Source organism: Roseateles amylovorans, from assembly GCF_025398155.2.
Classification (GTDB): Bacteria; Pseudomonadota; Gammaproteobacteria; order Burkholderiales; family Burkholderiaceae_C; genus Roseateles; species Roseateles amylovorans.
In genome coordinates, this window is the sequence record NZ_CP104562.2 from 1,107,665 (window position 1) to 1,120,674 (window position 13,010).

The 13,010-nt window shown below is 66.3% G+C and carries 10 protein-coding genes and 1 pseudogene; 10 read left to right on the plus strand and 1 reads right to left on the minus strand.

Annotation, left to right across the window (positions count from 1 at the left end; translation table 11 throughout):
• Positions 1–29 precede the first annotated feature (29 nt).
• Positions 30–2,207, minus strand: coding sequence for a cyanophycin synthetase (locus N4261_RS04800; RefSeq protein WP_261759076.1), 2,178 nt, complete (start codon positions 2,205–2,207; stop codon positions 30–32).
• Between the two features lie 333 nt (positions 2,208–2,540).
• On the opposite strand from N4261_RS04800, the gene N4261_RS04805 reads away from it, so the two are divergent.
• From N4261_RS04805 to N4261_RS26210, 10 genes and pseudogenes are all read left to right on the plus strand, one after another.
• Positions 2,541–4,826, plus strand: coding sequence for a cyanophycin metabolism-associated ABC transporter (locus N4261_RS04805; protein WP_261759077.1), 2,286 nt, complete (start codon positions 2,541–2,543; stop codon positions 4,824–4,826).
• 16 nt (positions 4,827–4,842) lie between these two features.
• A complete protein-coding gene (locus N4261_RS04810) occupies positions 4,843–5,337 on the plus strand; it encodes a cyanophycin metabolism-associated DUF1854 family protein (protein ID WP_261759078.1) in 495 nt (164 codons plus the stop codon).
• Between the two features lie 224 nt (positions 5,338–5,561).
• Positions 5,562–6,740, plus strand: coding sequence for an isovaleryl-CoA dehydrogenase (locus N4261_RS04815; protein ID WP_261759079.1), 1,179 nt, complete (start codon positions 5,562–5,564; stop codon positions 6,738–6,740).
• Between the two features lie 231 nt (positions 6,741–6,971).
• Positions 6,972–7,646, plus strand: coding sequence for a carbonate dehydratase (can, locus tag N4261_RS04820; RefSeq protein ID WP_261759080.1), 675 nt, complete (start codon positions 6,972–6,974; stop codon positions 7,644–7,646).
• A gap of 73 nt (positions 7,647–7,719) precedes the next feature.
• Positions 7,720–9,651, plus strand: coding sequence for a bifunctional isocitrate dehydrogenase kinase/phosphatase (gene aceK, locus N4261_RS04825; protein WP_261759081.1), 1,932 nt, complete (start codon positions 7,720–7,722; stop codon positions 9,649–9,651).
• Between the two features lie 79 nt (positions 9,652–9,730).
• Positions 9,731–10,909, plus strand: a complete 1,179-nt coding sequence (locus N4261_RS04830) for an acetyl-CoA C-acyltransferase (RefSeq protein ID WP_261759082.1) — start codon at positions 9,731–9,733, stop codon at positions 10,907–10,909.
• Positions 10,909–11,070 carry a hypothetical protein gene (locus N4261_RS04835; RefSeq protein ID WP_261759083.1) on the plus strand — a complete coding sequence of 54 codons (162 nt, stop codon included), beginning with the start codon at positions 10,909–10,911 and terminating at the stop codon, positions 11,068–11,070. The genes N4261_RS04830 and N4261_RS04835 overlap by 1 nt, the downstream gene beginning before the upstream one ends.
• Positions 11,067–11,735, plus strand: a complete 669-nt coding sequence (locus tag N4261_RS04840; RefSeq protein ID WP_261759084.1) for an SDR family oxidoreductase — start codon at positions 11,067–11,069, stop codon at positions 11,733–11,735. The genes N4261_RS04835 and N4261_RS04840 overlap by 4 nt, the downstream gene beginning before the upstream one ends.
• Positions 11,736–11,849: 114 nt before the next feature.
• Positions 11,850–12,137, plus strand: a pseudogene (locus tag N4261_RS26205) (acyl-CoA dehydrogenase family protein); the annotation flags it as partial.
• Between the two features lie 129 nt (positions 12,138–12,266).
• Positions 12,267–12,980 carry an acyl-CoA dehydrogenase family protein gene (locus tag N4261_RS26210; protein WP_435532051.1) on the plus strand — a complete coding sequence of 238 codons (714 nt, stop codon included), beginning with the start codon at positions 12,267–12,269 and terminating at the stop codon, positions 12,978–12,980.
• The last annotated feature ends 30 nt before the right edge of the window (positions 12,981–13,010 follow it).

The following is a 13,010-nucleotide window of genomic DNA, read 5'->3' on the forward strand; positions in this document are numbered from 1 at the left end:
GTGCGAGGCGGGGCAGTGTGTGCGGGCGCTCAGTGCGGCAGTTCGGGCACGAAGGTGTCCAGTCCGGCCGCAATCAGTTCGGGTGAAATCCCGATCGCCCAGGCGGTGGCCACCGCGGCCAGCACCGAGTCCGCGCTGATGTCCTGGCCGGCGGCCTTGAAGCGGGCGCACAGGCTGTCCACATTCGCGCCTTGGAGTTCGGTGCTGCCCTGCGCCAGCACCGCCATGCCGCGCTGCAGGAACACGCCGCGGCCTTCCTTGGCGCGGTGCTCGGCGAGGGCGGCATTGGCGCCGTCGAGCGCATAGAAGAGCACCTCGCCATCGGACAGCGGCGCCATCTCCACCAGTCGGGGTTCGTCGGCATTGAGCACGGCGGCGCCGTCGGACAGCACCACATCGACCTGGGTGCGCAACACCTTGAAAAGCTGGTCTTCGGTCTGGATGTCGTGGCGTTCGAGTTCGGCCACGCGGCCCATGTCGGTCACGACGCCGACCTGGCAGCGGTCATAGGCCAGGCCGTCACCCAGGATGGTGCCGGCGCCGTTCTCGGCCACGATCGCGTTCACCGCGCGGTTCATCAGCAGGCGGTGGATGGCCGGCCAGGTGGCGCTGTCCTTGCGCTCGACCCGGCGGGTGCCAAGGAACAGGCCGTCGCCGCAGGCCAGCCCGACATGACGGCCATTCAGATGCAGCAGCCAGCCGACCAGGCGCGAGACCTGGGCGGTGCCGCGCGAACCGGTCACGCCGACGATGGGAATGCGGCCGTTCTCGTCTTCCGAGAACAGGTGGTTGATGATGGCCTGACCGACCGGCTGGGGCATGCCCTCGGCCGGCTTCAGGTGCATCAGCAGGCCGGGACCGGCATTGACTTCAACGATGGCGCCGCCGGTCTCGGACAGCGGCTTGGCGATGTCGCTGGTCACCAGGTCCACGCCGGCGATGTCCAGGCCGACGGTGCGCACCGCCAGCGACACCGCATGGGCCACTTCCGGGTGGATCTGGGCGGTGCAGTCGATGGCCACATTGCCGTTACGCTGGATCAGCACCCGGCGGCCGGCTTCCGGCACCGCGTCGCCGGACAGGCCCTGGCGCTGCAGGTCCAGCAGCACGACGGCGTCGTCGGTGATGTTGATGCGGTTGAGGGGGAAATCCTCGGTCAGGCCGCGACGCGGATCGGTGTTGATCTGCAGGTCGATCAGTTCGATGACGGTATGGCTGCCGTCGCCGGTGATCCAGGCTTCTTCGCCTCGGGCGGCCGCGACCACCTGGCCGCCGACCACCAGCAGCCGATGCTCCATGCCGGGGATGTAGCGCTCCACCAGCACTTCGGAGCCTTCCTTGTCGGCCAGCTCGAAGGCGGCGGCGATGTCCGGCTCATGGCGCAGGTCCAGGGTGACGCCGCGACCGTGGTTGCCGTCCGACGGTTTGACCACCACCGGCAGTCCCAGGTCCTGGGCGACGTCCCAGGCCTCGGCCGCAGTCTTGACCGCCTGGCCGGCGGGCACCGGCACGCCGACGGCCTTCAGCAGGTCCTTGGTCAGGTCCTTGTCCCGCGCAATGCCTTCGGCAATGGCGCTGGTCATGTCGGTTTCGGCGGTCCAGATGCGGCGCTGGCGGCCGCCGTAGCCCAGTTGGACCAGGTTGCCGTCGTTCAGACGGATGTGCGGTATGCGGCGATCGGTGGCTGCGGCGACGATGGCGGCGGTCGAGGGGCCGAGGTAGCAGTCGTCCAGCTTGTCGCGGATCGTGGCCACGGCGGCGTCCACATCGAAGGGCTCGTCGTTGATGGTGGTCATCAGCAAGGCATGGCCCTGCTCCAAAGCGCTGCGGGCGACCTGCTCGTCGCGGGCGCGGAACACCATCCGGTAGACGCCGTGCTGCGAGGTGGACCGGGTCTGGCCGAAGCCGGTGGGCATGCCGGCCAGGTTGAGCAGCTCGATGACGATGTGCTCCAGCACATGGCCCATCCAGGTGCCTTCGGTCAGGCGCTGCAGGAAGCCGCCGCGCTCGCCGACACCGCAGTGGTGCTCCACCAGCGCGGGCAAGCGGGCGCACAGCCGCTCGGTGAAGCCGGGAATCAGATGGGACGGGTGCTCTTCCAGGCCTCCCAGGTCCAGCCAGGTTTCCAGCACCGGACGGTAGGTCCACATGTTGGGGCCACGCAGATAGTTGATGCGCAGGAGCTTGATGTCGTCGTGTCGGCTCATTTGGGAGGGGACGTGGAGGAGGGACCGGCTACCGGGAGGCGGGGCAAAAAAGAACGCAGGGCCGGCAGCACAAGAGGAACCAGGTGGCAATTGTGCGCCCAAGCAAGCCCTGCATCACTGCCGCGACCGACGCGACCCTGCGCCGGGCGGTCGGTGCTGGCGCAAATCCTCGCCATCGCACCGGCGATGACGGGGGTGTCGGCCGGGCGCGCCCTCCGAAATCGGGGTCACGTCGGCTCGCGGCAGTCATGCAGAGCTTCCTTAAGCGAAAATCCCTTGATACATGCCTGACCCGTTGGGGGTCGGGCCGAGCACGACGTCAGAACAATCACAATGCCGCATCCACATCCTGTCGTTTCGGTCGAACCGGCCTCAGAGGCCCTGAAAGCGCACCTGCGCCATGGCGAGAACGTTCGGGCGACCCTGGAGGTTGACCTCGACTCGGAACTGCGTTTTGCCAGCGGGGTGTTGCAACTGACCAACGACCGGCTGCTGGCCTGGGAGCCGGGCGCCGCCCAGTTCCGCGAATGGCCGCTGTCGCCGGATCTGCGGATGGCGCTGTCCGACCATGCCGGCCTGGGCCTGCTGGACCTGATCGACGACCGCGGCCGGGTGGCGATGTGGCGCTTCACCATGCGGGCCAATCTGCAGGCGCAACGCTTTCAGGATGCGTTCAACAAACGCGACGAGCCGGCCGCCCTGCAGACGGAAGAGCCTCAGCTCTGCCCGAGCTGCCAGGCGGTGCTGCCCGAGGAGAGCGAGGAATGCCCCAGCTGCGCCCGGGAGCTTCACACGCCGCCGTCCACCTGGGTGTTGCTGCGGCTGTGGCGCTTCGCCCGGCCGTATCAGGGCCAGCTGCTGCTGGGTTTCCTGCTGATGCTGGGCGCCACTGGGGCGACGCTGGTCTCGCCCTACCTGACGATGCCGCTGATGGACGATGTCCTGATCCCGTTCCAGCAGGGCAAACAGATCGACACCGGCCTGGTGGCGTTCTACCTGGCCGGCCTGCTGGGGGCGGCCATCGTCTCCTGGGTGCTGAGTTGGGCCAAGACCTACATCCTGGCGCTGGTGTCCGAGCGCATTGCTGCGGACCTGCGCACCGCCACCTTCGATCACCTGTTGGGGCTGTCGCTGGAGTACTTCGGTTCCAAGCGCACCGGTGACCTGATGAGCCGGATCGGCTCGGAAACCGACCGCATCAGCGTCTTTTTGTCGCTTCATGCGCTGGACTTCATCACCGACTGCCTGATGTTGATGATGATCACGGTGATCCTGTTCTCCACCAACCCGTGGCTGGCGCTGGCGACCCTGGTGCCGCTGCCCTTCATCGCGTGGATGATCCACATGGTGCGTGACCGCCTGCGGACGGGTTTCGAGAAGATCGACCGGGTGTGGGGCGAGGTGACCTCGGTGCTGGCGGACACCATCCCCGGCATCCGGGTGGTGAAGGCCTTCGCCCAGGAACGCCGCGAAGCCCAGCGCTTCAAGCAGGCCAACCAGCACAACCTGGTGGTCAATGACCGCCTGAACAAGACCTGGAGCCTGTTCACCCCCAGCGTCGCTCTGCTGACCGAGATCGGCCTGCTGGTGGTCTGGGCTTTCGGTATCTACCTGATTGCGCACGCGCAGATCACCGTCGGTACCTTGACGGCGTTCCTGGCCTACATCGGCCGGTTCTACGGCCGGCTGGATTCGATGAGCCGCATCGTGTCGGTGACCCAGAAGGCGGCCTCGGGCGCCAAGCGGATCTTCGACATCCTGGACCATCAGTCCAATGTGCCCGAACCGACGAATCCAACCACGCTCGACAAGGTCGAAGGCGGCATCACGCTGCAGGACATCGGTTTCCGATACGGCAACCGCACGGTCATCCGCGACCTGAACCTGCAGATCAAGCCCGGCGAAATGATCGGTCTGGTCGGCCACAGCGGGTCGGGCAAGAGCACGCTGGTCAACCTGATCTGCCGCTTCTATGACGTGACCGAGGGCTCGATCAAGGTGGACGGGGTGGATCTGCGCCGCTTCCGGCTGTCCGACTACCGCCGCCACATCGGCCTGGTGCTGCAGGAGCCCTTCCTGTTCTTCGGCACGATTGCGGAGAACATCGCCTACGGCAAGCCGGACGCGACCCGCGACGAGATCGTCGCGGCCGCCCGCGCCGCGCATGCGCATGAATTCATCCTGCGGCTGCCACAGGGCTATGACTCGCTGGTCGGCGAGCGCGGCCAGGGCCTGTCCGGCGGTGAGCGCCAGCGGATCTCGATCGCCCGCGCGTTGCTGATCGATCCCCGCATCCTGATCATGGACGAGGCCACGTCCGCGGTGGACACCGAAACCGAAAAGGAAATCCAGAAGGCGCTGGACAACCTGGTGCGCGGCCGCACCACCATCGCCATCGCCCACCGGCTGTCCACGCTGCGCAAGGCCGACCGGCTGGTGGTGATGGACCGCGGTGAAGTGGTGGAGGTCGGCCCGCATGATGAGCTGATCGCCAAGCAGGGCGCTTACTGGCGCCTGTGGGAGGCGCAGGTCCGCCGGGTCGACCAGGACGGCGACGAAGGCGAGGGCCCCGTGATCGTGGTGCCGCCGAATGTCAATGCCCACACCGCCAACGCCTGACGCGACGGAGACCGCCATGAGTTCAAGCCCCACGAACGCCGCAGGCCCGAACCTGCGCCACCTCGCCCGCAATGCCTACGGCCGCCTGTTGCTGGTCGACCGTCACGGCCAGACCCACGAGAACGTGACGCCGGTGCGTGCGCATCCGCTGAGCGCGCCGGATGAAGGCATCGCCTTCGTCGGCACCGACGGCCACGAACTGGCCTGGATCGACCACATCGACCAACTGCCCGAGGATCAACGCACGCTGCTGCGCGAGGAATTCGCGGGCCGGGAGCTGATGCCCACGGTGCGCCAGCTGATCTCGGTCTCGACTTTCTCCACCCCCAGCGAATGGACGGTGGAAACCGATCGCGGCCCGACCCGGTTCATCCTCAAGAGCGAAGAAGACATCCGCCGCTTGGGCGAGGGCCGGCTGCTGATTGCCAGCAGCCACGGCCTGCCCTTCATGGTGCCGGACCGGTTTGCGCTGGATCGCGCGTCGCGCCGACTGCTGGAACGCTTTCTCTGACCCTGATCGTCGGCGCGGCAGGTCCGTGTCAGTCGGGGCCCGCCCCGGCCCGGGGATCCGCCTGCCTGGGCGCCCGGTGCAGCCGCGCCGGGGACGTCCCTTAAGTAGTTTTGCAATAGCCGCTTCGGCGCAGGGTCGGCCTACAATTGACGTTTACGTAAACGTCACAACATGAATCGTCAACCGCGGCTTTGGTCGCGGGGAGTCGGTCGAGGAGACAACCCATGAGCCTGCCAGGTCTGAACTTCCATCTCGGCGAAGACATCGACGCCCTGCGCGACGCGGTCCGCGACTTCGCCCAGGCCGAAATCGCACCGCGCGCGGCCGAGATCGACCGCAGCGATCAGTTCCCGATGGACCTGTGGCGCAAGATGGGCGAGGTGGGGGTGCTCGGCATCACCGTGCCGGAGGAATACGGCGGCGCGGCGATGGGCTACCTGGCCCACATGGTGGCGATGGAAGAAATCAGCCGGGCCTCGGCGTCGGTCGGCCTGAGCTACGGCGCCCACAGCAACCTGTGCGTCAACCAGATCAAGCGCAACGGCAATGCGGCGCAGAAGCAGAAATACCTGCCCAAGCTGATCAGCGGCGAGCATGTCGGTGCCCTGGCGATGAGCGAGCCCGGCGCGGGGTCGGACGTCGTCAGCATGAAGCTGCGGGCTGAGGACAAGGGCGGCTACTACCTGCTGAACGGCACCAAGATGTGGATCACCAACGGTCCCGATGCGGACACGCTGGTCGTCTACGCCAAGACCGAACCCGAACTCGGCGCCCGCGGCATGACCGCCTTCCTGATCGAGAAGGGCATGAAGGGCTTCTCCATCGCCCAGAAGCTGGACAAGCTGGGCATGCGCGGCAGCCACACCGGCGAACTGGTGTTCCAGGACGTCGAGGTGCCGGCCGAGAACGTGCTGGGCCAGGTCGGCGGCGGCACCAAGGTGCTGATGTCGGGCCTGGACTATGAGCGCGCCGTGCTGGCGGCCGGCCCCATCGGCATCATGCAGGCGGTGATGGACAACGTGGTGCCCTACATCCACGACCGCAAGCAGTTCGGCCAGAGCATCGGCGAATTCCAGCTGATCCAGGGCAAGGTGGCCGACATGTACACCGTGCTGCAGGCCGCCCGAGCCTTCTGCTACACCGTGGGCAAGAACCTGGACGCCCTGGACGGCGCGCATGTGCGGCAAGTCCGCAAGGACTGCGCCTCGGTCATCCTGTGGTGCGCCGAGAAAGCCACCTGGATGGCGGGCGAAGGCATTCAGATCTTCGGCGGCAACGGCTACATCAACGACTATCCGCTGGGCCGCCTCTGGCGCGACGCGAAGCTCTACGAAATCGGCGCCGGCACCTCCGAGATCCGACGCATGCTGATCGGCCGCGAGCTGTTTGCAGAAACCCTGTGATCGGCCACGGTGGCCGTGCACGTCGGGACATGCGGGATTGCACGAACCGCAGGTCAACGACGGTCCTGCGGCCACATTGGCGATCGTCAGTCGCCACTTGCGGCCCACTTTGGCGCCGCTTCGGTGCCAGTTGAGCGCCGATCGATGCAGTGGACGATTTCGGGACGTCCCCGTCGGCGGAACTGAACCCCAGGACGACACGGATTTGGATAACGACGCGACAATGTCCTGATGAGCACCAACGAACTTCAAGACCTGCTGAACAACAACAAGCGCTGGGCCGCGGAAACCGAGGAGCAATCTCCCGGCTTCTTTTCCCGCCTGTTGAAGCAGCAAACGCCGCAATACCTGTGGATCGGTTGTGCCGACAGCCGCGTGCCCGCCAACGAGCTGGTCGACCTGTTGCCCGGCGAATTGTTCGTGCATCGCAACGTGGCCAACGTGGTGGTGCACAGCGACCTGAACTGCCTGTCGGTGATGCAGTTCGCGGTGGATCAGCTGAAGGTGCAGCACATCATCATCGTCGGCCACAGCAACTGCGGCGGCGTGCGCGCGGCCTTGCAGGACTTGCGGGTGGGCCTGGTGGACAACTGGCTGCGGCATGTGCAGGACGTGCGCAACCATCACCAGCACTGGCTGGATCAGGTCGAGCCGGAGCAACGCGTCAATGCGCTGTGCGAGCTCAACGTGCTGGAGCAGGCCCGCAATGCCTGCCAGACCACGGTGGTGCAGGACGCCTGGGCCCGCGGCCAGTCGGTGACCGTGCACGGCTGGGTTTACGGCCTGCACAACGGCTTGCTGAAGGACCTGAGCGTGAGCGCGGCGGGCCCGGATGATGTCGGTCCCGCCTACCGCCGTGCGCTGGAAGCGCTGCATCGCCGCTACGAGGCGGCGATGGGTCGCTGATCCGCCACCGGCGGCGCGCCCCTCAGCCTCCGAGACCGGCCCCATCGATCCCACGGCAGAACAGGCGGCCCGCATGTTCCCTCACGAGCTCACCGATCCCCGTGCTTTCGAGATCGCGCAAGCGCTGCTGGAGGGATTCAACAAGCACTACCGCCTGTTCCGTGCCGCATCGGCCACCGCCAAGCAACGCTTCGAGCAGGCGGACTGGCACGGTCAGCAGCGCGCGCAACGCGAGCGCATCGAGTTCTACGACCTGCGGGTGGACGAGGCGGTCACGCTGCTGGAGCAACGCTATCGCACCAGCGAGCTGCCCAGCGAAGTCTGGCAACAGGTCAAGCTGCACTACATCGGCCTGCTGACCAACCACCGTCAGCCGGAGCTGGCGGAAACCTTCTTCAACTCGGTCTGCACCCGGCTGCTGCATCACCGCTACTTCCACAACGAGTTCATCTTCGTCCGGCCGGCCATTTCCACCGAATACATCGAGAACGACGAGCCCGCCGCGCAGCCGACCTACCGCTGCTACTACCCGTCGCAGGACACGCTGCGCGACACCTTCATGCGCATCGTCTGGAACTTCCAGCTGTCGCTGGAGTTCGAGGACCTGGGCCGCGACATCGACTGCGTGTTGCGCGCCATCGGCAATGAGCTCGGGGCCTTTCGCTGGCGGACCAACTTCCAGGTCCAGGTGCTGTCGTCGCTTTTCTACCGGAACAAGGGCGCGTACATCGTCGGCAAGATCGTCAACGGCTTCACCGAGACACCGTTCGCGCTGCCGATCCTGCATCAGGAGCGTCCCGCCGCCAAAGCGGACGTCACGACCAGCCCCCCATCAGTCGCTACGAAACCCGCCACCGGCCCCGCAGCCACTGCCGCTGCCACCGCCGCTGCCACTGGGTCCGCATCACCGAAGCCGTCGTCCGGCCTGCTCTACATCGATGCGGCCTTGTTCGGCGAGGACGAACTGCTGATGCTGTTCAGTTTCGCCCGGGCCTATTTCCTGGTCGACATGGAGGTGCCCAGCGCCTATGTGCAGTTCCTGCGTTCGCTGATGCCGCGCAAGCCGCGCTCGGAAATCTACGCCACGCTGGGGTTGCAGAAGCAGGGCAAGAACCTCTTCTACCGCGACTTCCTCAACCACCTGCGGCACAGCAGCGACAAGTTCCGCATTGCCCCCGGCATCAAGGGCATGGTGATGCTGGTCTTCGACCTGCCGTCCTATCCGTTCGTGTTCAAGGTGATCAAGGACTTCTATCCGCCGCAGAAGGACACCACCCGCGAGCAGATCCAGGCCAAGTACCTGCTGGTCAAGCAGCACGACCGCGTCGGACGGATGGCCGACACGCTGGAGTACACCCAGGTGGCATTTCCGCGCCATCGCTTCGAGGAAGAGCTGATCGCCGAGCTCAAGCATTTCTGCCCGTCGCTGCTGGAAGAAAGCGGGGACGATCTGGTGATCAAGCATCTCTACATCGAGCGTCGCATGGTGCCGCTCAACATCTACCTGCAGGAAGCGTCGCCCGCTCAGCTGGCGCATGCGGTGGTCGAATACGGCAACGCCATCAAGGACATGGTCGCGGCCAACATCTTCCCCGGCGACATGCTGTGGAAGAACTTCGGCGTGACCCGGCATGGCAAGGTTGTCTTCTACGACTACGACGAAATCGAGTACCTGACCGACTGCCAGTTCCGCGCCGTGCCCCAGCCCCGCAACGAGGAGGAAGAGATGTCCGGCGAGATCTGGTATCAGGTCAACAAGCACGACGTCTTCCCCGAGACCTTCGGCCCGTTCCTGCTCGGCCACCCCGGCGTGCGCGACGTGTTCATGGCGCATCACGCCGATCTGCTCGACCCGGCCTTCTGGCAGGCGCACAAGCAGCGCATCCTGGCCGGCCATGTGCACGATGTCTTCCCGTATGACCCGCACAAGCGATTCCACATCCACGATACCGCGCCCGCATTGAAGGCGCCCGATCCGGAGGATCGCGAACTGCCGATTCACTGAGTGCGACGCACGCATCGCTTCATCGCTTCATCGCTTCATTCTTCTACTGCTTCACCCCATTCCACTGAAGGAGACTCTCATGTCCGATCCCATCGTCATCGTTTCTGCCGCCCGCACCCCGATCGGCGGCCTGCTGGGCGACTTCTCCGGGCTCGCGGCCTGGGAGCTGGGCGCCGTGGCGATCAAGGCCGCCGTCGAGCGTGCCGGCGTGTCGACCGACGCCATCAATGAAGCCTTCATCGGCAACTGCCTGATGGCCGGCCAGGGCCAGGCGCCGGCGCGCCAGGCGGTGCTCAAGGCGGGTCTGCCGCAGTCGGTCGGTGCGGTGACGCTGTCGAAGATGTGCGGTGCCGGCATGCGCGCGGTCATGTTCGCGCACGACACGCTCAAGGCCGAGAGTGCCGAGATCCTGATCGCCGGCGGCATGGAGTCCATGACCAATGCGCCGCATTTGATGTTTGCGCGCAAGGGCGTCAAATACGGCGTGGCGCAGATGTACGACCACATGGCGCTGGACGGTCTGGAAGACGCTTACGAGCGCGGCAAGGCCATGGGCGTTTTCGCCGAACAATGCGTCGACAAGTACGCCTTCACTCGCGAGGCTCAGGACCAGTTCGCGATCTCGTCTACCGAGCGCAGCAAGCGCGCGAACGAAGACGGCAGCTTCGCCTGGGAAATCGCGCCGGTGACCCTTGCCGGCAAGGGCGGCGAAACGGTGATCTCGCGCGACGAGCAGCCGTTCAAGGCCAAGCTCGACAAGATCCCGACCCTCAAGCCGGCCTTCAAGAAGGACGGCAGCATCACCGCAGCCACCTCGTCGTCGATCAGCGACGGCGCGGCGGCGATGGTGCTGATGCGCGAGTCCACCGCCCGTCGCCTGGGCGTGACGCCGGTGGCGCGGCTGGTCGGCACCGCCGTGCATGCGAATGCGCCGGAATGGTTCACCACCGCCCCGGTGGGTGCGATCCAGAAGCTGTTGGCCAAGAACGGCTGGGAGGCCAAGAGCGTCGACCTGTGGGAAGTCAACGAAGCCTTCGCCGCGGTGACCATGGCGGCGATGGCGGAGTTCAAGCTCCCGCACGAGATCGTCAACGTCAACGGCGGCGCGGTGGCCTTGGGCCATCCGATCGGCGCCTCCGGCGCGCGCATCATCGTCACGCTGCTGGGCGCGCTGAAGCACCGCGGCCTCAAGCGCGGCGTGGCCGCACTGTGCATCGGCGGCGGCGAAGCGACGGCTGTCGGCGTGGAACTGATCTGATGCGCGACCTTCTTCTGATGAAGTCGCCTGAATGCGTGCGGCCGATGGCGGCGACGCGGGCAGCGCTGACGGTGATGTGGGCGCTGAATGCGCTGCACTTGCGTGGCGTTCAGCGGGTTCACGTGGCCGACGCGATTGTGGATGCGGGAGGCGCGGCATGACGCAGATCCTGATCATCGGCGCCTCGCGCGGCATTGGCCTGGAGCTGGTCCGCCAGCACCGGGAATCCGGCGACACGGTGGTGGCGACCGCGCGCGACGAGGAAAGCCTCACGCGCCTGCGCGCGCTGGGCGCGACCGCCATCAAGCTGGATGTGTCGGACGTGGTCAGCATCGCCGGCCTGGCCTGGCAGCTCGACGGTTTCCAGTTCGACCGGGTGATGTATGTGGCGGGTGTCTACGGTCCGCGCACGCTCGGCTTGCAGCCGCCCAGCGTGGTCGATTTCGATGCGGTGATGCACACCAATGTGCTGGGACCGATGCGGGTGCTGCCGCAGCTGATGGATGCGCTGGCACCGGATGCGCGCATCGGCATCGTGTCGTCGCGCATGGGCTCGTTGACCTTGCGGGCGAACTCGGCGGGCTGGGTCTATCGCGCGTCGAAGGCGGCAGTGAACTCGGTGATGAAGGACATTGCGCTGTCGCTCGATGGCCGGGCGCTGTGCGTGAGCCTGCATCCCGGCTGGGTGAAAACCGACATGGGCGGCCAGGAGGCCGACATCGACGTCCAGACCAGCGCGGCCTGCCTGCGCCGGGTACTGGACGGTCTGAAGGCCGGCGACAACGGCGCCTTTCTCAATTACGACGGCAGTCCGCTGCCTTGGTAACGGCTCGGCACGGGCCTGGCGCGGCGGCCACAAGCGGCCCGCAGGCACCGTGTCTTCCGCGCCCCTGCGGGGGCGCTCTCCTCTGAACGATCCGTCGATCCGGGTCGCACCGACATGCTGCTTTCCGAAGACCATCGCGCCGTGCAGGACGCCGTCCGCGCCTATGTGCAAGACCAGATCGCACCGAAGGCGGCCGCCTGGGACAAGTCCCATCACTTTCCCGCCGAGGAACTGAAGGGCCTGGCCGCGCTCGGCTGCTACGGCGTGGCCGTGCCGACCGAGTACGACGGCGCGGGCCTGGACTACCTGGCCTTGGCCATCATCCTGGAGGAGATCGGCGCCGGCGATGGTGCCACCTCCACCGTGGTCAGCGTGAACAACTGTCCGGTGTGCAGCATCCTGATGGCCTTCGGCAACGAGGATCAGAAGACGCGCTTCCTCAAGCCGCTGGCACGCGGCGACATGCTGGGCGCGTTCTGCCTGACCGAGCCGCATGTCGGCTCCGAAGCGGGCGGACTGAAGACCACCGCGGTGCGCGATGGCGATGACTACCTGCTCAATGGCGTCAAGCAATTCATCACCAGCGGCAAGAACGGCGATGTGGCGATCGTGATGGCGGTGACCGACAAGGCCGCCGGCAAGAAGGGCATCAGCGCCTTCCTGGTCCCGACGAACGCGCCGGGCTATGTCGTTGCACGCATCGAGGACAAGATGGGCCAGCACGCCAGCGACACTGCGCAGATCCTGTTCGAGAACTGCCGCGTGCCGGCCGCCAATCGGCTCGGCGAGGAGGGCCAGGGGCTGAAGATCGCGTTGTCCGGCCTGGAGGGCGGTCGCATCGGCATTGCGTCGCAAGCCGTCGGCATGGCGCGCGCGGCCTTCGAGGCGGCGCTCAAGTACAGCAAGGAGCGCGTGGCCTTCGGTGTGCCGATCTTCGAGCACCAGGCGATGCAGCACAAGCTCGCGGACATGGCCACGCAGATCGAAGCCGCGCGACAGCTGATCTGGCATGCGGCGAGCTTGAAGGATGCCGGACAGCCCTGCCTGAAGGAAGCGGCGATGGCCAAGCTGTTTGCCAGCGAGATGGCGGAGAAGGTCTGCTCCGCAGCCATCCAGGTACACGGGGGCTACGGCTATGTGAGCGACTTCCCGGTCGAGCGGATCTACCGCGATGTGCGGGTCACGCAGATCTACGAAGGGACATCGGAAGTCCAGAAGATCCTGATCGGGCGGGCGCTGGCCTGAGCGGCTGGGCCGCTGCGGGTCGCGGTGATG